The sequence below is a fragment of the Stenotrophomonas sp. 112478_Sma genome, from assembly GCF_056479905.1.
On record NZ_CM151072.1, the window covers coordinates 2,188,941 to 2,207,697 of the forward strand.

Sequence of the window (18,757 nt, forward strand, 5' to 3'; positions counted from 1 at the left end):
TGGGCGAGCATGCGAAATTCTGCCTCGGAGTTCATACAAAGCGGTTTGGATGAGCATGCCGCGAGGCGAGCACTTGATCGCGAGATAAAACGCAGATGCATCTGGTTAGCTGGACGCGAGCAAGCTGGAACCCTCGCCCGGAAGGATTTTTGCTTCTTGCCTGGTCAGGGTTGGCGTCAGCCGTTGATCCTGGACGTTGCAATGGAGACTTTCCTGCCGCTGGGCATGGCGTACTGGCTGGAACCTAGCGGCAGTTGGCAGCTTTAGCTTCTAGTCTGAGTAGACCGACCAGCTGCCACGGGTCCATGAGATGGTTTGAGGGGGCTCAGGACTCTATCGCGGTAAACGCCCCCCCAGGTCTATATCGACGGTTCTCCAACGAAGCGCTGGACCTTGGTTGACCGGCGAGCCTGTGGCCCATTGGACGCTGGCCAAGAGATGGCCCTCTAGTACTCGTTCAGTCGCTTACGGATTGCCTCGATGGCATCGTCCAGTCCCGCGTCGTCCTCGGGGTAAGGAGAACAAAACAGTTGAACCGGGACCCAGCAATGTTCCTGTCCCGGTTGTACATAGGGGGCGTAATCATCTAGTAGCCATGCAGAGCCGATGGGCTGGGAAACGTTGGCAAGATCCTTCGTCGGCCCAGTCCAGTCTATGTATGGCAAGCGGGCAAACCAACCCGGGGCCGCTCCTTCGCAAGCCAATAGGTCGGCAATCTCGCGAAATCTAGGCTCCGGAACTGTGGTGAAGATGACTAGACCCTCAAAGAGCGACTTTGCCGACTCCAGAAATTCGTAGAGGCCCGGGCGCGGGATCTGGCTTACAGCGTTGGAAATCAGCGTTCCTTCTAAGTCCAAGGCGAGGATGGACGGGCGCATTGTGTAATGGTCCTCTTTGGCGGGGGTGAACGTCGGTACCGCTACCAAGCCCCGCCGGAGGGTGATCCGCCGGCGGGGCTTGGTAGCATCAGACATCTTCGAACTCGCTCGCTTGCTTGAGTTGGTTCTCAAGGAAATCAATGCGCTTCTGAAGATCGGCACTTAGATAGGCTTTGTCCGTAAAGTCCATTGCTGTCTCAGGGATCATCTCCAGCTCGACGCGTGTGGATGTAGCTTGACGAATCGCCAAGGTGGTCCAGGCCTTATCGCCCTTGACGAATCCGACAGTGAATCGAGCCGTAACATGGTGTTCGGGCTTGAGGCCTTCGATGGAACGGAAATCGCTGCGCACCTTCGACGTGGCTACAGGCTGTACATCGCCATTGATGTACAGCGCCGCATTCCAGCTCGCTTCGCTCAATGGCAGTGTTGAGCGGTTGATGATGCGGGCGGTGATGACTGGCTTGGGCCCAAAGAAGCTGTTTTCCATCCGGAACTCTGGATCAACCGCACTGACCCTCTTTAGCTCGGCGATAGTAGGAAGTTGATCGTTGGCCTCCTGTCGTAGCGCTTCTATCTCCTTGGGATTGCTATCCCTGATGTGCTTAACCTGCCCTCTCACCACCTGCCTTACGGAAGCGTTTGGGTAGGTCTGGTTCAGTTTTTCAAGAAGGTCGGCAGGGATTCGTGAGAAAAACAGCCGAATCGTCTCTAACACCATGATTCAACGAGGAAACACCCCTCGACGTCAGGCAGTTCGTGGATTACAGACCTAGGCTTGATTGAACCAGAAGCCGCGTGACACAGGCATTCCTGGAGTACTGCTCAGGCACGCGTGCCCTTCTTGAATATTGGATTCAAGAGTTTCCACGCTCCTGACCCAACGGAAACCTTCAAGAAGGCTCTGACCGTCGCCTGATCCATTGCAGTAGTTCCTCGTGCGGGATCGTACGTCCAGCGTCGACGTCGGCCATACCCTCGCGGGTCCGCCGTTCCTTCTCTTCCTCGGTCAATCCCGGAAGGAGTGCTAGTAGCTTATCTTCAGGGCTCATAGGCCGATGAGCTGTGCTCAAGTTGGCTTGATTCTCGTGAAAAAATATGGGCAGGATCTGGGGATCATCCAAGCCCGCCGGCAAAGGCAGCGATACGTCGTGGACCGCCAAGTCGATGATGACGTCCAAATCTGAGCATAAGGGCTGTATGGCGGTGGTCACCAGACGAGCCGCCCGCTCGGCGAAAGCCAGGTCCACCACCAGCCAGATCAACAGACCGGGAGGCTGTTCGACGCCCCCTGACGAGTGAGTTTCCAGGAGATAGGCCGACGAGACGAAGTCGGCGTGCTCAAGGCTGCCGCTGATGGCCGGAGCGAGCCAAGCCGGCGCGGCCTGGGCAGGTCTCACCGCGAACTCCGCCGGCGCCAGACGTTCCACCCTGGCCAGAAAGCCCGTATCCAACAATGTCGCAACCTCTTCCGGGTACAGGACAACGCCGCCGTAGTTGGGATTGAGCATCAACGTCGCGCCGCGAGTACCGGTTAGCAGCTCACGGCCTGAAACTCCCAGAATTCTGACAGCAGACGAGCTGGCCGCCTGCGCCTTGTCGAGCGAGGTAAAGAAAGGGATCGCATCGAAACCGTCAGGATGGCGGAACTGGACCAGCCGCAGTGTCTGCGCGTCGTCCGAGATGGGCGCATGCACGTACACGATCGCATCCATCAGTCGCTTGAAGAATGCGCGTTCCTCGGCCGCACTGTCGCGGGCCCGTTCAAAGGAAGCCTCCAGCGCTGTCTCCGCAGACGTAGTCCCTCTTCCACGCGGCCTGCTCGGTTGCTTCATGGTCAGATGCGATGAGGGCCAAGCGGGTACCCGGAGAACCAATCCGCCTCGATCTCGCTGCTCAGGTAGGGTCGTACGAAGGCCGACTGGGTCAGCGCTCGCAGCCGCTCTTCGTGCTCAGCAATCGCCTCGATGTCGCTGACGGTTGGATAGTGCCGCAGCAGTCGATATGCCTCTTGCCGCACCTCTTTAGGCACGGCTTGGCTGGCCGCTAGCTGCCTGAGGAACGCGCCCGCCTGCAGCACATTGCGGGTGCGCTCAGATGGCATCGTCATGACATCAAGAATGACTAGCACTAAGGAATGCTTAGCTTATCGCGTTTGTGGCCGGCCAGGGCACGGTGCAACTACAGACCTTGCGATTCCTGTATTAATGTAATATAATCAATAACTTAATTCGCATAAGTGAGCGTTATGTCCATGGAGTGAGGGCCAATAGGAACGAGCAGGTAGCCTGAGCCTTCCCATGATGGGAAGGTCAACAACGCGGGACGGATTACCACTCAACTTGCCTGTCGTTTGACCTTCCCACCGTGGGAAGGCTCATCGTCACGCCGTCGGCAAACCGCCGATGCTTTTGGAGGGTTGTCCATGAATCTCGTTGTTGAAGGTATGACCTGTGGTCACTGTGTCCGAACGGTCACCCAAGCCATTCAGGCCCTTGACCCCCACGCCCAGGTGGACGTCGATCTGGGCAGTGGCGTGGTCAAGATCGAGGGCCTGCTTGCCGTAGAACAGGCGGTTGAGGCTATCCAGCGGCAAGGCTATGTGATCGCTGCGGTGCTCCCTTCTGAGGCTGGTACGCCGGCCGCCCCGGCCGTCGCATCCTCCTGCTGCGGCGGATGCCACCGCTGAGTCCGCGCGAGGGCTTGATCCTGATCAATGACAGTCGGCCCCAAGAGGGCTAGACTGGCCATCATGAGAGCTCGCACGTCCCCTGCCCTGATCTGCCCAGCGTCCGCAGGCGCTGCTTCGGGCGTGCGGGAGCTGTCATGGTGAGGCTGCTGAGGCGATGGCGGCGACCCCGTTCTCGTGCCCGACTGGCATGGCTGGGACTGTGGGCGCTGCTGCTGCAGCAACTCGCGCTGGTGGCTTACGCCTGTCCGCTGGAATCGGTGGAAGCTGGACAAGCGACCCTGATGGTCGGTTGCGAAGAGATGTCCACGCCGGATCCCGATGCTCCGGCGTTGTGCGACCAGCATTGCCAGCGCGATCACATCGCCACGGCCGATGCGAAGGCCCCTCAAGTGCCTTACCAGCCCGCGCTGGCCGCCTTCGCGCTGGTGCAGGCTCTGTTGCCACCGGTACACGCGCAGTTGTATCGGGATGTTCCGGTGTGCGTGTCCGATCCGCCTCCCCTGCAGCGCTTCTGTAGCCTGCTGATTTAAGCCCCCTCCTGGATTGACCCGTGCTCGTGCTGCATGCGTTGCAGCGCGCTCGTTGTCGTTTCCCGGAGGTCTTATGGAGATGTCTTTCTTCTTGCGTGCAAGGCGCAAGATGGCGTGTGGGTTCGTGTTTGCCCTGGCGCTCAGTGGTCCTGTGCTGGCGGCATCGCCCGCTATCCCGATCAGCTACACAGAAGCCCTACAACGGGCGCTTGCTAACGCCCCAACCCTGCAGGTGCGCCGATCGCAGATCGATGCCAGTACCGAAGAAGCCACGCGTGCTGGCGCGCTTCCCGACCCACGTTTGATCGTGGGGCTGGCGAACTGGCCCGTCAGCGGACCCGATGCCTTCAGCTTGCGGGCCGATGAGATGACCACCCAGCAAATCGGTCTGATGCAGGAGTTTCCTGCGCGTGCGAAACGACGTGCCGAGCACGCGTTGGCGCAAGCGACGCTGGCGCAAGCGCGCTCACTGTCGATGGCCGAACAGCAGATGGTGGCCCAAGCGGCCGCGCTGGCCTGGATCGAGCTGTGGAGTACGCAGCAAGCCGTAGATGCGTTGGAAGGTCTGCGCGAGCCGGCCCGTATAGCCGAGCGTGCGGCGCGTGCTCGCTTGGCAGGCGGCACGGCCGGGGCCAGTGATGTGCTTGCCGCCCAGGCCGCCCTACTGCAGTTGGACAATCGCCTGGAGCAGGTACATGCGGAGCACGCCGCCGCGCAGGCCGGCCTGGCGCGGTGGTTGGGTATTGCACCAGAGGCGATCTTGGCCAGTGGTGCGGCACCGGATTTTTCGCAGTTGCCATTGGAGCCCACCCAACTGCTGGCCAAACTGGACCAACACACGCCACTACTGGGCTGGGAGGCACGCGAGAGCTTAGCCCAGGCCCAGGTGGATGCGGCCGTGGCCGAAACCCGCCCGGATTGGAGTGTGGAGCTCACCTACGGACGTCGCGAGCGCGCACCCGACGGCATGGCGCGCAGCGACATGCTCATGGTGGAAGTGGGTGTGGGCCTGCCGCTGTTCCAGAAGAACCGCCAAGCACGAGGCATCGCGGCACGGCGGGCCGAGCTGGAGGCGGTGTCCGCAGAGCGCGATGAGGCCCGGCGCATCCAAGCCGAGTCGGTGCAACGCGCGATAGCGCGATGGCGCGGGTTAACCGGCCAGTTGGAGCGCCAGAACACGCAGAGCCTGCCTTTGGCGCGCGATCGTGCACGCACGGCGTTGGCCGCCTACGGCGCCGGTGCCGACCTGCAGCCGTGGCTGGAAGCGCGGCGCGATGAGATCGAATTGCACCTGGAGAACGCCCGTCTGCTGGGCGAACAGGGCCGTGCCTGGGCGGCACTGGCCTATCTGCTACCCCATGAGGAGAACACGCCATGAGCCCGACCAAGACGCGTCTCACACAGCTCGCCGTGGCCCTCGGGTTGCTGGCGCTCGGCTTTGCCGGCGGCTACGCCTGGATGACTCGAACCTCTGATACCACCCCGCCCCCCGGCACGAGCGTCGCAGATCAAGCACGCAAGGTGCTGTACTGGTACGACCCCATGGCGCCGGAGCAGCGATTCGACAAGCCGGGCAAATCTCCGTTCATGGATATGGAGTTGCTGCCCAAATACGCAGATGAGGCCATAGGGGGCGGAACGCAGATCGATCCGCGCCTGCAGCAGAACGTGGGCATACGCACTCAGGAAGTGACGGTAGAGTTACTAGGGACTGCCGTACGCGTGCCGGGCACACTGACGTGGGATCTGACCCAGGAAAGCGTGATCAGTGCGCGCATGGAAGGCTTGATCACCCACGTGCAGGTAAAGGCGCCGTTTACCGAGGTTCGTCGTGGTCAAACGCTGGCCACCGTGCAGGCCCCGGCATGGAACGCGGCCATCGCCGAAGCACATGCCCTGAGCCAAGCTCAGTCCGCGGGCGCGCGTGAGCTGCAGGGTGCGGCGCAACAACGGTTGCGTTCGTTGGGTGTTCCTTCTGGCGCCTCGGCCAGAAGTGGCGTCGTGCTTAGCGCAGACCACAGTGGTGTCGTGACCGAGATCCTGGCACGCGAGGGACAGACGGTGATGCCCGGTACGCCACTGTTCAAGATCAATGGGCTGGACACGTTGTGGCTGGAGGCCTCGGTACCCCAGGCAGCGCTGGGCACCTTGCGGCCGGGGACCTCAGTGCAGGCCACGGTCAGTGCCTGGCCGGCAGAGCGCTTTGCCGGACAGATCCAGGCGTTGCTTCCCCAGGTCGACATGGCTAGTCGCACGCAGCGGGCGCGAATTGTGCTGCGCAACCCGCAGCGTCGGCTGGTGCCGGGCATGTTCGCCGAGGTTCTGGTGCAGCCCGACGCCGAGCAGGCCCTGCCAGTCGTTCCCACGGAGGCGCTGATCGCCACCGGGCGGGACAGCCGGGTCATCGTGCAGGATCCGGACGGGAGCTTCCGGCCAGTGCGGGTGAGTGTGGGACGTAGCGTGCAAGGGCGCACGCAGATCGTGGCAGGCTTGGCCGGTGGTGAACGCGTGGTCGTCTCGGGTCAGTTCTTGCTCGACTCCGAAGCCAGTCTCTCCGGTGCGTTGGAGCGCCTGGGTGCTGCACAACCGACACGCCCTGCCAGCGCATCAGGTGTGCACGAGCGCCATGACGCCGGGCACGAACCACGCACTGTCGTGCCGTCACCGTCCAGACAGCCGGCGCCTGTCGCGCCAGACACCTCCACCTCTACGCCGCCGCGCTGCCCGGTGCAGTACTGGTATGACCCGATGGTGCCGGAGAAGCATTTCGACAAGCCGGGCAAGTCACCGTTCATGGATATGCAGTTGGTACCCAAGTTCGGCCCCGCCGCAGCCGCTGATTGCCAGGCAAGCGAGGTCATGTCCGAAGCGATGGAGGGCACACCATGATCGCGCGCCTGATCCATGCTTGCATCGCCAATCGCGTGCTGGTGCTGGTTGCCGCCGCGCTGCTGGCGGTGGTCGGTATCTGGTCGGTAAAGAACACGCCGCTGGATGCGCTGCCGGACCTGTCCGATACCCAGGTCATCATCCGCACGCAATGGGCGGGGCAAACCCCGCGCATCATCGAAGACCAGGTCACCTACCCGTTGGCCACCACGATGTTGTCCGTGCCGGGCGTGAAGGCGGTACGCGGCTTCTCCTTCTTCGGTGATTCATTCGTCTACATCCTGTTTGACGATGCCACTGATCTTTACTGGGCGCGCTCTCGAGTGCTCGAGTACTTGAGCCAGGTACGCGATCGACTTCCGCCGAATGTGAATCCGGCGCTGGGTCCTGATGCGACAGGACTGGGCTGGATCTACCAGTACGCCTTGGTGGATCGGACAGGTCAACGTGATGTGGGGCAGCTGCGTGCGTTGCAGGACTGGTTTCTTCGTTATGAGCTAAAAACCGTGCCGGACGTGGCTGAAGTAGCCAGTGTGGGCGGTGCGGTGCGCGCCTGGCAGATCCAGCCCGATCCGCAGGCGTTGGCGGCCCGTGGACTGACGGTGGCCGAGCTCATCGAGGCGGTGGATGCGGCCAACGGCGCTACCGGGGGCTCGGTGATCGAACAAGGCGAAGCCGAACTGATGGTGCGCAGCGAAGGCTACCTGCGCACACAGGAGGCGTTCGAACAGGTGCCGGTAACCGGCAACGACGGCATCCCCGTCCTGCTCGGCGAGGTGGCCACGATCAGTCGCGGGCCGGTCTTCCGTCGTGGTATCGCAGAGTTGGATGGTCAAGGTGAGGTGGCCGGCGGCGTGATCGTCCTGCGGACCGGCAAGGATGCCTTGGGGGCCATTCGGAACGTCAAAGCGCGACTGCAGGCGTTGCAATCCAGCTTGCCCGAGGGCGTGGAAGTGGTGCCGGTGTACGACCGCTCCGAGCTGATCCAGGATGCGGTACGCAACCTCACCCACAAGCTTGGCGAAGAGTTTCTGGTCGTAGCGCTGGTATGCCTGCTGTTCCTGTGGCACCTACGCTCGGCGTTGGTGGCCGTCATCACCCTGCCTTTGGGTATCCTGGCGGCCTTCATCGTGATGCACGCCCAGGGGATCTCCGCCAACTTGCTGTCATTAGGCGGCATCGCCATCGCCATTGGTGCGATGGTCGATGCAGCGGTGGTGATGATCGAAAATGCACACAAGCATCTGGAGCACTGGCGGGAGGCGCACGGCCGGGAACCTCAGGGTGAGGAGCGCTGGCAGCTGATGGCCCGCTCGGCGGCCGAGGTCGGACCGGCCCTGTTCGCCAGCTTGCTGGTCATCACCCTGTCTTTCGTGCCGGTTTTTGCCCTGCAGGCGCAGGAAGGGCGATTGTTCTCGCCTCTGGCCTACACCAAGACCTACGCGATGGCCGCCGCAGCAGGGTTGTCGGTGACCTTGATCCCCGTCTTGATGGGCTACCTGATCCGCGGCCGCATCCGCCCGGAACAGCAGAACCCCATCAATCGCATCCTGATCGCTGGCTATCGGCCCATCCTGCTGTGGGTCCTCAAACATCCCGGTGTCACCTTGCTGCTCAGCGGCCTGCTGCTAGTGCTCACCTTGATCCCCTTTAGCCGGTTGGGCAGTGAGTTCATGCCGCCCTTGGAAGAAGGCAGCCTGTTGTACATGCCCACGGCCCTGCCCGGCCTGTCCGCCGACAAGGCCCGTCAGTTGCTCCAGCTCTCGGGCCGGATGATCAAGACCGTACCGGAGGTTGAGCACGTGTTCGGCAAGGCGGGCCGTGCCGAAAGTGCGACCGATCCGGCACCGATCGAAATGTTTGAGACCACCGTGACCTTCAAGCCGCGGGATCAATGGCGCCCGGGCATGACCCCCCAGAAGCTACGCCAGGAGTTGGACGCAGCGGTCAAGATTCCCGGTCTGACCAACCTATGGGTCCCGCCCATTCGCAATCGCATCGATATGTTGGCCACCGGCATCAAGAGCCCGATTGGGATCAAGGTCTCCGGACCCGATGTGGAGCAGATCGAGCGCCTGAGCCAGCAGATCGAGCAGGTGGCCAAGACTGTGCCCGGCGTGAGTTCGGCACTGGCCGAACGCGTCACGGGTGGGCGCTATGTCGATGTACAGGTGCGCCCGGAAATCGCTGCACGTTACGGATTCACTCAAGGCCAACTCCAGCAACTGATTGCCACGGTCGTTGGCGGTGATCCAATCGGGGAAACGATCGAGGGGCGCGAACGCTATCCCATCGTCTTGCGCTACCCCCGTGGCCAGCGTGACTCGTTGCAGGCCTTGCAGGATCTGCCGCTGATCGCGCCAGGCGGTGTGCAACTGACCTTGAGCCAGGTGGCGGAGCTGTCAATCAGCCCAGGCCCGCCGATGCTCAAGAGCGATAACGGCCGGTTGGTGGGCTACATCTACGTGGATGTGGCCGATCGCGACTTGGGATCGGTGGTCCAGGAACTGCAAGCCGCGGTGCAGACCCAGGTGAGTTTGCCTGCCGGCTATGGTCTGGCGTGGTCGGGGCAGTACGAGTATCTGCAACGGGCTTTGGCACGCCTGCAATGGGTGGTGCCCGCGGCGTTGGCGATCATCTTCCTGGTCATCTGGATGGTATTTCGCCGGCTTAGCGATGTATCCATCATCCTGCTCAGCTTGCCCTTGGCGTTGGTGGGCGGTTTCTGGTTGATCTGGGGGCTGGGCCATGCGATTTCGGTGGCCAGCATGATCGGATTCATCGCCCTGGGCGGCGTTGCGGCTGAGTTCGGCGTCATCATGCTGCTGTACCTGCGTCATGCCTGGGAGCAGCGCTTGGCCAGCGGTGCGCCGGAAGATGTGTCTACCCTGCAAGAGGCTATCTACGAAGGCGCCGTGCAACGGGTGCGCCCGAAGGCGATGACGGTAGCCGTCATCCTGGCCGGGTTGTTTCCGCTTTTCGTCGGTGCCGGTGCCGGCTCGGAGGTCATGCAACGTATCGCCGCGCCGATGCTGGGTGGCATGCTCACCGCACCGGTGCTCTCTATGGTGGTGATTCCCGCAGCGTTCTATCTAGTGCGGCGACGTGGATTGCGCGCGGCGCGGGGCGACCAATGAGAGACAGACTGAGCACTTGAGGTAAGTCCCCACAAAAAGACGCCAGTCATGGAAGAAGTCATGACTGGCGTCAAAGGGGAGAGTACCGCCTACATGCTTACTTATCAGTGCCCGGCGTGCGGGGAAATCTCAAAGCTCAGCGACGCCCGATCCGACACAAAATCCAAACCCTTTTGTGTAGAGGGCACCATGTGATTGGTGTGGATGTACCAGGTCTTGGCGGTGGTCACCTGGAAACTGGCTTGGCCTTGGGCATCGGTGCGCAGGAGCGTAGCGCTACCGTGCCCACCCTTGACCGGTGCGTCAGCACGATGACCGACGTACACGCGTAGGTTGGGCACTGGCGTGCCCTGCTGCAGCACCTGGAACGACAGCTGTTCGCCGACCTTCACGCTTCCAGGATTGCGGGCCAAGCGGATCTCCAGCGGATAGCCCAGCGAGGCAGCGAAATCGTCGGTCAGTTTTGTGCCCACCTGTCCAATGGTACGAGCATGCTTGGTATAGCTATAGGTGACCCCTTTGGGAAACTTGCTCGCATCATAGGTGGCCAGGGTATCGGGCAAGTCTTCCAACTCCAGGTACTTGCCGAACTCGCTGGCCGTACGCGTGCTGGTGGAGGCCATCGTCGAGACCCCCAGCAGATAGGTGCCCTCGCCCGCCGGATGCACGGTGAGCTGGCTCTGCTTGCCGACCTCTTTCCAACTGGCCAAGTCCGGTGCAGTCTTAGCGCCGCCCTGACTCAGCGAAACGTCCTGTAGACGCGCTCGGGTGACTGCACCTGCACTTTCATCGAAGGTGCCATTGTTCACCAACGCTGTGTTCGCCTCGCCCGCTGCGGTGCCAGGCTTGGAGAAAGCGACAAACAGGTCGTGCGCACCGGCACTGCCGGCCACAGCGAACAGCAGTAGTGTGGCGGATAGTTGCGTGTTTCTCATGATGTGTAGCTCCTCGTGATCGTGGCTTACCAGTGGTAACCAAAGCGGACATTCCAGCGACGACCCAGCAAGTCGTACGTCATGGTGTCGGTGTCGGTGTTGGGGTTGTTCTTCACGAACGGCGCCTTCTTATCGAGCACTTTTTCAACGCCGGCGGAGATATCCCACTTCTTCTTGATGCCGTAGCTCAGTTGCAGGCTGTGGTACACCACGCTGGACACATGCGAGCCGATCGTGTCGGGCACGGCGATGATGTCGTCCGCGCTGCCGATGTACTGCGCCGAATAGACGCCGGTCCAACGGTTCTTGCCCATACGCAGTGAGCCCAAGCCACGCCACTGGGTGTAGCTACCCAAGCCGCTGGTGATCTTGCCGGCGTACTCAATGGTGGTGGCCCCGGGCGTGAGCGCCCCCAACCCACGCGGGGTGAGTCTGGAGGTCCTGGAAGCCCTGCTGGATCTGGTCATGGCCTCGGGCAAGGTACGTGTGGTCGACGTGGCGGAACTGTGTCCGCCCCTGGATCCGGATCAAGCCACCGCACGTGTGGCCGCGCGTTTGATCCACCGAATGGTCAGTGCGCAGGCTCAGTGAAGTGATATCGGCTGGCAAAAGGCAGTGAGCTAATGGGAACGCTCAGCCAGCAACTGCTTCATTTGCGCGATCTCCTGTGTCTGCGAGGTAATAATGTCCTGGCAGAGCTTCACCAACTCAGGATCCTTCAGACGATTCTCCTCACACATCAGGATGGCGCCAGCGTGGTGGGGAATCATCGAACGGATGAACTGTTTGTCAGTGACCGCTGCTTGAGTGCGAATGCCCCACCAGCAGAACAGCATGAACGCCACCGTCAGACCAGCCAGAATCAGATTGCGTCGGCGATCGGGGTACATGCTGGACATTAGCCACAGCTCGATCAGCAGCATGGGAGCGGCCATCAGGCCCGCCATGTAGAACTGGTTCACGTTGTTATAGACGTTAGCCCACTGATCGACCATTGCGTACATCAATGCGTACATGGCCACGAAAGACAGGCCCATCATCAACAACAGGCGGCCGTAATGGCCTTGATGCCCTTGTTGTGCCTGGTGGGCAGGTTGGTGTGAGGCGTGCGGTTTTGCGTGCTGGGACTGCGGGTCTTGCGCGTTTTCGTGCGTACCGTGCGAAGAGGACATAACAATCTCCGTGGGAATGGCAGAACGGCGGAAGAACCCGCGAACTGTTGGAACAGCTCCCGGGCTGAGAACACTTACATACCCTTGCCGGCAGCGAATTCCTGCGGGCTCAGCTTGCCATCTTTGTTGCTATCGAGCATGCCAAAGTGCGGCGCCAGCTTGTGCTTGGCCAGTTCTTCCTTGGACAGCGAGCCGTCCTTGTTGGCATCGAGCTTGGTGAAATCGGCATCGGCCGCCGCCGGCTTGTGCTGACCGTGGTCGGTGGTGGGCGTGGTGGTCTGGCCGCCGGCGAAGGCCGCGCCCGCCATCAGGAACAAGGCCATCATCGAGAGGGAGGCATAACGCTTCATTGCAGTACTCCTTGTGGGATATGAGCCATCAGTGACAGGAATGGCCGCGCGCAGGCTCATCGGCGCGGTCAGGGTGGGGGGTGGCAACAACGGTGGAGCCGGACAAACGCAGGGCATTGGTGACCACCGAAACCGAGCTCAGGCTCATGGCCAGGGCCGCCATCATCGGACTGAGCAAAAGGCCGAAGCTGGGATACAGCAAGCCGGCGGCGATAGGCACGCCGATGGCGTTGTAGACGAAGGCGAAGCCCAGGTTCTGCTTCATATTGGCCACCGTCAAAGACGAGATGGCACGGGCTTGCACGATGCGCCTCAAATCACCCTTGACCAGGGTGAGCTGGGCGCTGGACATGGCCACATCCGTGCCCGTCCCCATCGCGATGCCCACATCGGCTGCCGCCAGGGCCGGCGCATCGTTGATGCCATCGCCAGCCATGGCCACGCGACGACCCTGGGCTTTGAGTTGCTGGACCAGGTCGGCCTTGTCCTGCGGCTTGACGCCACCACGCACATCCTCGATGCCCAGCGTGCGCCCCACGGCCTCGGCCGTCGCCTGTGCGTCACCGGAGGCCATCACCACGTGCAGGCCATCGGCACGTAGCAGGTTCAAGGCAGGCAAGGTCGTGGCTTTGATGGGATCAGCCACCGCAATGGCGCCGGCCAACCGACCATTGACCGCCAGGAACATCACGCTAGCGCCTTCTTTCCGAAGACGCTCGGCGCTGCTTTGCAAAGGTGCTACATCGGCGCCAACCGACGCCATCAGGCTTTGGTTGCCGAGCACGACATCCTGATCGGACACGCGCCCGCGGACGCCTTGGCCGGTGAGCGAATCAAAATCTTGGGCGGCCACCAGGTTCAAGCCACGTCGCTGGGCTTCAGCCACGATGGCCTCGGCCAAGGGGTGCTCACTGCCCTGCTCCAAGCTGCCGGCCAAACAAAGGATCTGATCGGCGTCGAAGCCGGCGTTGGAGAGCGTGTCGCGAAAGGCTGGACGCCCCTCGGTCAACGTACCGGTCTTGTCCACGATCAACGTGTCGATCAGACGTAGCTGCTCGATCGCCTGAGCATCGCGGAACAGGACCCCGACCTGCGCAGCGCGGCCAGTGGCGACCATGATCGACATGGGGGTAGCCAAACCCAAGGCACACGGGCAAGCAATGATCAGAACCGATACGGCATTGAGGACGGCAAAGGTCCAGGACGGTTCGGGTCCAAACAGACCCCATCCGAAGAACGTGAGCACCGCCGTGGCCAGCACGGCCAGGACAAACCAGTACGCCACCTTGTCCGCCATACGCTGCATCGGCGCGCGGGAGCGCTGGGCTTGGGCTACCAACTGCACAATCTGCGCCAGTACCGTCCCGGATCCGACTTTGTCCGCCCGGATGACTAAGGCGCCCGTCCCGTTGAGCGTGGCGCCTATAACGTGATCACCGACAGCCTTCTCCACCGGAATGGGTTCACCGGTCAGCATCGACTCATCGACACTGGCGCGGCCTTCGATGACTTCCCCATCGACCGGCACCTTCTCGCCCGGTCGTACGCGAAGCAGATCACCCACGTGCACGTGATCCAGCGCAACGTCCTCTTCGCCCCCATCGGGTTTGACGCGGCGAGCCGTCTTGGGCGCCAATCCCAGCAGGGACTTGATGGCCGCCGAGGTTTTGGAACGCGCCCGCAGTTCCAGCAGCTGTCCGAGCAGGGTGAGCGAGACGATGACCGCTGCCGCCTCGAAGTAGACCCCTACCCGTCCATGCTCGCGGAAAGAGTCCGGAAACAGGTCCGGTGCCACGGTGGCCACCACGCTGTAGCCAAACGCGGCGGCCACGCCGATGCCGATCAGCGTCCACATGTTGGGGCTGCGATTGCCGATGGACTGTAGGCAGCGCTCAAAGAAAGGCCACCCCGCCCAGAGCACCACCGGGGCGCTCAGCACGAGCTCAATCCAGGTGCGCGCCTGCGTGGACAAGCCGGGCAGACGGTGTCCCAGCATGGCCAAGACCAGGACGATCAACGTCAAAGGCAACGTCCACCAGAACCTTCGGGTGAAATCGCGTAACTCTGGATTGTCGTCCTCCTCCAGCGAGGGCATCTCCGGCTCCAGCGCCATGCCGCAGATCGGACAGGTGCCGGGACCTGGCTGACGAATCTGCGGATGCATCGGGCAGGTGTAGACCGTGGCGTGGGTACCGCTGGGTTGGGCCACCGCTGCTGGGGCGGTCACTTCAACTTGCTGGGGAGCATCGTCCGTATAGCGGACGGGATTGGTGATGACCCGTCCATCCGCAGCCTCGACAGGGGCTGCGCCTGCAGAATGGTGATGGTCATGGGACGACGGTGAGTTCATGCCGATGCTCGCTTTAGTGGGGATGGACTGCCAAGGCAGTGTGCCATTGCGGGTTACACAGCTATTCGGGGCTGAGCGTCCCGAGCACTGAAACAACAATCAGGATCAAGATGGCCAGCGCGGCCTCAGCCGTAACACTCTGCCGCAAAGCCCGCACCTCCTGCGCGGGATCTCCGCTGGTCAGCGCTCGTTCCAAGCGCGGCACCAGCGTCCATCGGTGCAGCGCTCCCAAACCCAGCATTCCAGCGAACAGGGCCAGTTTGAAAAGCAGCAACTTCCCGTAGGTGCTCTGGAACAGGGCCGAAAACGACCACGCGGTGAGATCCCCGTAGTGCGCGATGCCGGACACGATGAGCGCACCAACGAAGATCGTTCCCAGCGTCGAAAAACCATGCAGAAAGTCATGCGTTGATCGCAGACGCCCGCTGCCGTTCGTCTCTTTGCCGCGCAGCAGCATGGCAAGGAACATCAGGACCGCTGCGATCCAGCCGCCTGCCGCGAGAAGATGGACGATGCCTGCAGCAAGCCGGACCGCGCCTGCCAAGCCCTCGCCAGCGGCGGCGTGGCCGTTCCATGCCAGCGAAGCGAGTGCGCCGCCCGCCAGCATCGCCCCCAGCGGGAAGGCGGTCTCCACCTTCCCGCGGCGACGATGCCATCCGAGCACGAACATCAGGGCGACCAGCAGCGCGCCTCTCGCCATGGCTGCCCGGCCCGCGGACGTCTCGAGCAGATACCAGCCAAGCGATGCGCGATCAACCTCGGCAAGCGGCATTCCCATGATGCCCGCGGTCTTGAAGACGACATCGAGCCCGGTGAGCACGAGACCGGCTACGGCACCCGCCAATAGAACGCCCATGAGTGACCACCCGGCCAAGGCGTCGGCGAGTGCCGATCGACGCGACCCGTACCAACCGAAGAGTGGAACCCCGAAAAGAACCATGATGACAAGGTATTCCAAGAATCTCAGTGCATAAGCCGACAGGTCGAACATTCGCGACTCCTCAGCGCACCGTGAAGCTGAAGCTGCCCGGCATGGGGTGGTTGTCACCACCGACGGCGCGGTATTCCACGGTATAGACGCCCGGAGCCAGCGGTCCAGGCAACTTGGCACGCAGGGTCTTGCCGTTGTTGACGATCTCGGTCGTGAAATTCTCGATCGGCATGGTGGAACTGCCGTGCTTCATGAGCAACTTGAGACGCGACGCCCGCGAAATCAATGTCTCGTTGAACACGAGATCGATCTGGCCTGGCGAGGCCACCACCGCATTTGCCGCCGGTGTGGACTGCTGCAGCGCGGCGTGGGCGTGCGCGACCTGCAGCGAAAACTGCCCGGCCGCGATTGCGAGGACGAGCGCGAAGGAGCGAATGACGTTGGACGACTTCATATGGATAAATCCTCATTGGAATGTGATGCAAAGCCCGTTCGGGAGGGGCCGCGCTGTGTTCGATGCGACAAGCGTTAGATGTCGGACTGTCACTGAAACCACGATTTGTCGGATTTTCTTGATACTTCCGCTTTCGCGAGACGAGGATCCCACCGGCTCAGGCGGGATCCTCGACGCATTACGCTGCCATGGCGCTGCAGCTTTCCGCGCAGCGGCGACAAACTTCGGCGCAGCGCGTCATCTCAGGGTCGTTCATGGCGTCGCATGCATCGGCGCACTGGCGGCAGATCTCCGCGCAGGCACCGCAAACCACGTCGTGAACGCTGGCACCGCGCAGCATCGCGTCGGCACTGGTTGCGCAGGTATCGGCACACGTCGCCAACAGGGCGATGTGCTCCGGGGCCGCGTGAACACCTCCTTTGGTCAGGCAGTAGTTGATGGTCTCCAGGCAGATCGCATGGCATTGCGTGCAGTTGTCGATGCACTCGTTCATGGCCTGGGGCCGGTGTGCTGCGGAATGGTGAGTCATGTAGTTCTCCTTCTTCCTCGCGGGCGAGAATCGGCGCGCCCGCAACACCGTCCCCTGTTGCTGCGACGGATCAGTGCTGTGCGAACGGTTCAGTGGTTCCGTCGCGATGTATCAGCTCGACCGTGAACGGCTGCTGGCGTCCCTCCGGGACCTCCATGCCCGGAGAACCAAGCGGCATCCCTGGGAGGACCAGGCCGCGTGCGTTCGGCTTTTCTTCGAGGAGACGCTTGATGTCCGCGGCCGGAACGTGGCCTTCGATGACGTATCCGCCGATCTCGGCCGTGTGGCAGGAGCCCTTTGCATAGGGGACACCCAACCGCTCCTTGACCAGACCCAGGTCATCCATGTCGTGCACATCCACGGTGAATCCCGCCTTCTGCACGTGGTCGATCCAGACACCGCAGCACCCGCAGGTCGGGGTCTTGTGGACGGTCATGCGTGGCAGGGCTGCTGGAGTCGCGTCGGCTGATTGGACGACAACCTGTGCGGAGGGCGAGGTTGTGGGTTGCGCGGATGAAGCATCCTGGGTGCAAGCACCCAGACCAGCCACGGCAAGGACCACAAAAGTCAGACGGTGCAATGTGAGCGTAGTCATTTCAATCTCTCGACTCAGCGCTTGGTCCGCGAGGACCAGTGGATGTGGACGATCCGCCAGCCGTCCGCGGTCTCCTTCAGCACCATCGTCTCGTCGCTCTGGACGGTCAGTGGCTGGCCATCCTTCTGGGCATGCAACTCGCTTTCGGTTCCGACCCACGCGAACTCGCCAGCGGCTCGTGCGCGCTGACGGAGCAGCTGGCGATGGGCGCCCTTGAGGAACGCCGCATCGCTGACTGCGTGATGGCCCATGTATTCCTCGCGGCTGCGTTCGGCGCCCCCGGACTCGAGGATGAGAACGTCGGCAGCGAGCAGGGCTTCGACCGTGGCCAGATCGCCGCTAGACAGGGCCCTGTTGAAACGCTCCGCTACGGCGACCGCGGCCTCTGCAGTGACTGGGACGTCGACGTCCGCAGATGCCGCGGCAGCGGGGTGATGTGCGTGCGGCTGTGTCGCCTGCGCCATTGCGGGGGACACGACGGCCAGTGCCAGTGCGAGGGTGAACGAGATTGCTGTTGCGTTCATTGCGTGGGCTCCAAGAAGATCAATGGGGGTGCGCATGGCCGTCATCGGCCACGGGCGTGTGTGGTGCAGGGTGCGACTCCACCTTGCCGTCGGGATGGCCGTGGCTCACCAACCCGACTTCCGTGTCGCTGGGTGTCGGGCCGTGGTGATCGTCGTCCACGCCCGGCGGGTGCGCATGCGGCATGGAGTTGTTGCCCGGCTCGAATAAGGCAGGGTGATCCTCGGCCTTTTCGTCGTCATGGTGGCCTTGCGTCTCGCCGCCGCCATGCGAATGGCCCTCGCTGCTGTCGACAAGTTCCTTGTACGCAGTCGCGTCCAGCGTGGGCAACTTCTGCAGGAAGGCCGACATGTTCCATATGAACTCATCGTCCATGCTGCCGCCCCAAGCGGGCATGCCGCTGGCCTTGATGCCGTGCTTGATCACCCAGAACGCCTCAGCTGGAGCGACCGGCTGTTTGCTTAGGTTCGGTGGCGCGGGGTACAGGCCCTTGCTCATCTCGGTGGCCGCCGCGTCTGGTGAAAGATGGCAGGTCACGCACATGGCGTTGTAGTTGCCCGCACCCTGGCGGATACGCTCAGGATCATCAAGGTTCGTGGGTAGCTGAAGCTTGGCGGCGCGCACCTCAATGGAACGCTCGCGCGCCGTTTCAAGTAGCGCATACACCGGGCGACTATGCGGATCGTCGGCGGCCACGTTGTACACGCCCAGAGAGAGCGTGGCGGTTGCGACCACCGCAACCAATGCCACGCCGGCACCGAGCCATACCCACATCTTTTTGTTGGATTTCATT

Annotated in this window: 21 protein-coding genes; 6 read left to right on the forward strand and 15 right to left on the reverse strand. The window is 62.3% G+C overall.

Annotation, left to right across the window (positions count from 1 at the left end; genetic code table 11):
- Positions 1 to 446: 446 nt before the first annotated feature.
- The 4 genes from ACZK08_RS10090 to ACZK08_RS10105 form a co-directional block, all read right to left on the reverse strand.
- Complete coding sequence (locus ACZK08_RS10090) at positions 447 to 974, reverse strand: NIF family HAD-type phosphatase (protein WP_021201831.1); 528 nt, start codon at positions 972 to 974, stop codon at positions 447 to 449.
- Positions 967 to 1,599, reverse strand: a complete 633-nt coding sequence (locus tag ACZK08_RS10095; protein ID WP_021201832.1) for a hypothetical protein — start codon at positions 1,597 to 1,599, stop codon at positions 967 to 969. The genes ACZK08_RS10090 and ACZK08_RS10095 overlap by 8 nt, the downstream gene beginning before the upstream one ends.
- 172 nt (positions 1,600 to 1,771) lie before the next feature.
- Positions 1,772 to 2,713, reverse strand: a complete 942-nt coding sequence (locus ACZK08_RS10100; RefSeq protein ID WP_049401588.1) for an SseB family protein — start codon at positions 2,711 to 2,713, stop codon at positions 1,772 to 1,774.
- Positions 2,714 to 2,715: 2 nt separating this feature from the next.
- Complete coding sequence (locus ACZK08_RS10105; protein WP_223224794.1) at positions 2,716 to 3,009, reverse strand: BPSL0761 family protein; 294 nt, start codon at positions 3,007 to 3,009, stop codon at positions 2,716 to 2,718.
- A 315-nt stretch (positions 3,010 to 3,324) separates the two neighbouring features.
- Between ACZK08_RS10105 and ACZK08_RS10110 the strand changes: the two genes are divergently transcribed.
- The 5 genes from ACZK08_RS10110 (at position 3,325) to ACZK08_RS10130 (ending at position 10,126) form a co-directional block, all read left to right on the forward strand.
- Positions 3,325 to 3,567, forward strand: a complete 243-nt coding sequence (locus ACZK08_RS10110) for a heavy-metal-associated domain-containing protein (protein WP_224482004.1) — start codon at positions 3,325 to 3,327, stop codon at positions 3,565 to 3,567.
- Positions 3,568 to 3,704: 137 nt separating this feature from the next.
- A complete protein-coding gene (locus tag ACZK08_RS10115; protein WP_005413404.1) occupies positions 3,705 to 4,100 on the forward strand; it encodes a hypothetical protein in 396 nt (131 codons plus the stop codon).
- Positions 4,101 to 4,179: 79 nt separating this feature from the next.
- Positions 4,180 to 5,478 carry a TolC family protein gene (locus tag ACZK08_RS10120; protein ID WP_238381452.1) on the forward strand — a complete coding sequence of 433 codons (1,299 nt, stop codon included), beginning with the start codon at positions 4,180 to 4,182 and terminating at the stop codon, positions 5,476 to 5,478.
- Positions 5,475 to 6,989, forward strand: a complete 1,515-nt coding sequence (locus tag ACZK08_RS10125; protein WP_005413406.1) for an efflux RND transporter periplasmic adaptor subunit — start codon at positions 5,475 to 5,477, stop codon at positions 6,987 to 6,989. Before ACZK08_RS10120 ends, ACZK08_RS10125 begins: the two co-directional genes overlap by 4 nt.
- Complete coding sequence (locus ACZK08_RS10130) at positions 6,986 to 10,126, forward strand: efflux RND transporter permease subunit (protein ID WP_033835136.1); 3,141 nt, start codon at positions 6,986 to 6,988, stop codon at positions 10,124 to 10,126. The genes ACZK08_RS10125 and ACZK08_RS10130 overlap by 4 nt, the downstream gene beginning before the upstream one ends.
- Before the next feature lie 104 nt (positions 10,127 to 10,230).
- Here ACZK08_RS10130 and ACZK08_RS10135 read toward each other — a convergent pair whose 3' ends face one another.
- Positions 10,231 to 11,061 (reverse strand): DUF4198 domain-containing protein, encoded by an 831-nt coding sequence (locus ACZK08_RS10135; protein WP_033835137.1) that lies wholly within the window; start codon positions 11,059 to 11,061, stop codon positions 10,231 to 10,233.
- Between the two features lie 26 nt (positions 11,062 to 11,087).
- Positions 11,088 to 11,375: a TonB-dependent receptor gene (locus ACZK08_RS10140; protein ID WP_005413409.1), complete on the reverse strand. Its 288-nt coding sequence runs from the start codon at positions 11,373 to 11,375 to the stop codon at positions 11,088 to 11,090.
- 88 nt (positions 11,376 to 11,463) lie between these two features.
- Between ACZK08_RS10140 and ACZK08_RS10145 the strand changes: the two genes are divergently transcribed.
- Positions 11,464 to 11,652, forward strand: coding sequence for an arginase family protein (locus ACZK08_RS10145; RefSeq protein WP_187756563.1), 189 nt, complete (start codon positions 11,464 to 11,466; stop codon positions 11,650 to 11,652).
- Positions 11,653 to 11,681: 29 nt separating this feature from the next.
- Here ACZK08_RS10145 and ACZK08_RS10150 read toward each other — a convergent pair whose 3' ends face one another.
- From ACZK08_RS10150 to ACZK08_RS10190, 9 genes are all read right to left on the reverse strand, one after another.
- Positions 11,682 to 12,233: a DUF305 domain-containing protein gene (locus tag ACZK08_RS10150; protein WP_031269107.1), complete on the reverse strand. Its 552-nt coding sequence runs from the start codon at positions 12,231 to 12,233 to the stop codon at positions 11,682 to 11,684.
- A 74-nt stretch (positions 12,234 to 12,307) separates the two neighbouring features.
- Positions 12,308 to 12,583, reverse strand: a complete 276-nt coding sequence (locus ACZK08_RS10155) for a hypothetical protein (protein ID WP_005413412.1) — start codon at positions 12,581 to 12,583, stop codon at positions 12,308 to 12,310.
- A 28-nt stretch (positions 12,584 to 12,611) separates the two neighbouring features.
- Positions 12,612 to 14,747: a copper-transporting P-type ATPase gene (locus ACZK08_RS10160; RefSeq protein WP_024957401.1), complete on the reverse strand. Its 2,136-nt coding sequence runs from the start codon at positions 14,745 to 14,747 to the stop codon at positions 12,612 to 12,614.
- 247 nt (positions 14,748 to 14,994) lie between these two features.
- Complete coding sequence (copD, locus tag ACZK08_RS10165; RefSeq protein WP_017354978.1) at positions 14,995 to 15,924, reverse strand: copper homeostasis membrane protein CopD; 930 nt, start codon at positions 15,922 to 15,924, stop codon at positions 14,995 to 14,997.
- A gap of 10 nt (positions 15,925 to 15,934) precedes the next feature.
- Positions 15,935 to 16,318, reverse strand: coding sequence for a copper homeostasis periplasmic binding protein CopC (copC, locus tag ACZK08_RS10170; protein ID WP_033835139.1), 384 nt, complete (start codon positions 16,316 to 16,318; stop codon positions 15,935 to 15,937).
- A gap of 178 nt (positions 16,319 to 16,496) precedes the next feature.
- Positions 16,497 to 16,847 carry a four-helix bundle copper-binding protein gene (locus ACZK08_RS10175; RefSeq protein WP_012480213.1) on the reverse strand — a complete coding sequence of 117 codons (351 nt, stop codon included), beginning with the start codon at positions 16,845 to 16,847 and terminating at the stop codon, positions 16,497 to 16,499.
- 70 nt (positions 16,848 to 16,917) lie between these two features.
- On the reverse strand, positions 16,918 to 17,442 hold the full coding sequence (locus ACZK08_RS10180) for a DUF411 domain-containing protein (protein WP_012480214.1): 525 nt from the start codon (positions 17,440 to 17,442) through the stop codon (positions 16,918 to 16,920).
- A 14-nt stretch (positions 17,443 to 17,456) separates the two neighbouring features.
- Positions 17,457 to 18,002, reverse strand: coding sequence for a nuclear transport factor 2 family protein (locus tag ACZK08_RS10185; protein ID WP_223224792.1), 546 nt, complete (start codon positions 18,000 to 18,002; stop codon positions 17,457 to 17,459).
- A complete protein-coding gene (locus ACZK08_RS10190) occupies positions 17,986 to 18,756 on the reverse strand; it encodes a c-type cytochrome (RefSeq protein ID WP_005413420.1) in 771 nt (256 codons plus the stop codon). The genes ACZK08_RS10185 and ACZK08_RS10190 overlap by 17 nt, the downstream gene beginning before the upstream one ends.
- Position 18,757 lies beyond the last annotated feature (1 nt).

Coding starts and splice junctions, on each gene's coding strand:
- ACZK08_RS10140 (WP_005413409.1), bottom strand. CDS start 11,375: ATGGGCAAGAACCGTTGGACCGGCGTCTATTCGGCGCAGTACATCGGC.
- ACZK08_RS10155 (WP_005413412.1), bottom strand. CDS start 12,583: ATGAAGCGTTATGCCTCCCTCTCGATGATGGCCTTGTTCCTGATGGCG.
- ACZK08_RS10100 (WP_049401588.1), bottom strand. CDS start 2,713: ATGAAGCAACCGAGCAGGCCGCGTGGAAGAGGGACTACGTCTGCGGAG.
- ACZK08_RS10095 (WP_021201832.1), bottom strand. CDS start 1,599: ATGGTGTTAGAGACGATTCGGCTGTTTTTCTCACGAATCCCTGCCGAC.
- copD (WP_017354978.1), bottom strand. CDS start 15,924: ATGTTCGACCTGTCGGCTTATGCACTGAGATTCTTGGAATACCTTGTC.
- ACZK08_RS10150 (WP_031269107.1), bottom strand. CDS start 12,233: ATGTCCTCTTCGCACGGTACGCACGAAAACGCGCAAGACCCGCAGTCC.
- ACZK08_RS10115 (WP_005413404.1), top strand. CDS start 3,705: ATGGTGAGGCTGCTGAGGCGATGGCGGCGACCCCGTTCTCGTGCCCGA.
- ACZK08_RS10125 (WP_005413406.1), top strand. CDS start 5,475: ATGAGCCCGACCAAGACGCGTCTCACACAGCTCGCCGTGGCCCTCGGG.
- ACZK08_RS10180 (WP_012480214.1), bottom strand. CDS start 17,442: ATGACTACGCTCACATTGCACCGTCTGACTTTTGTGGTCCTTGCCGTG.
- ACZK08_RS10135 (WP_033835137.1), bottom strand. CDS start 11,061: ATGAGAAACACGCAACTATCCGCCACACTACTGCTGTTCGCTGTGGCC.
- ACZK08_RS10185 (WP_223224792.1), bottom strand. CDS start 18,002: ATGCGCACCCCCATTGATCTTCTTGGAGCCCACGCAATGAACGCAACA.
- copC (WP_033835139.1), bottom strand. CDS start 16,318: ATGAAGTCGTCCAACGTCATTCGCTCCTTCGCGCTCGTCCTCGCAATC.
- ACZK08_RS10160 (WP_024957401.1), bottom strand. CDS start 14,747: ATGCATCCGCAGATTCGTCAGCCAGGTCCCGGCACCTGTCCGATCTGC.
- ACZK08_RS10190 (WP_005413420.1), bottom strand. CDS start 18,756: ATGAAATCCAACAAAAAGATGTGGGTATGGCTCGGTGCCGGCGTGGCA.
- ACZK08_RS10175 (WP_012480213.1), bottom strand. CDS start 16,847: ATGACTCACCATTCCGCAGCACACCGGCCCCAGGCCATGAACGAGTGC.
- ACZK08_RS10110 (WP_224482004.1), top strand. CDS start 3,325: ATGACCTGTGGTCACTGTGTCCGAACGGTCACCCAAGCCATTCAGGCC.
- ACZK08_RS10120 (WP_238381452.1), top strand. CDS start 4,180: ATGTCTTTCTTCTTGCGTGCAAGGCGCAAGATGGCGTGTGGGTTCGTG.
- ACZK08_RS10130 (WP_033835136.1), top strand. CDS start 6,986: ATGATCGCGCGCCTGATCCATGCTTGCATCGCCAATCGCGTGCTGGTG.
- ACZK08_RS10090 (WP_021201831.1), bottom strand. CDS start 974: ATGTCTGATGCTACCAAGCCCCGCCGGCGGATCACCCTCCGGCGGGGC.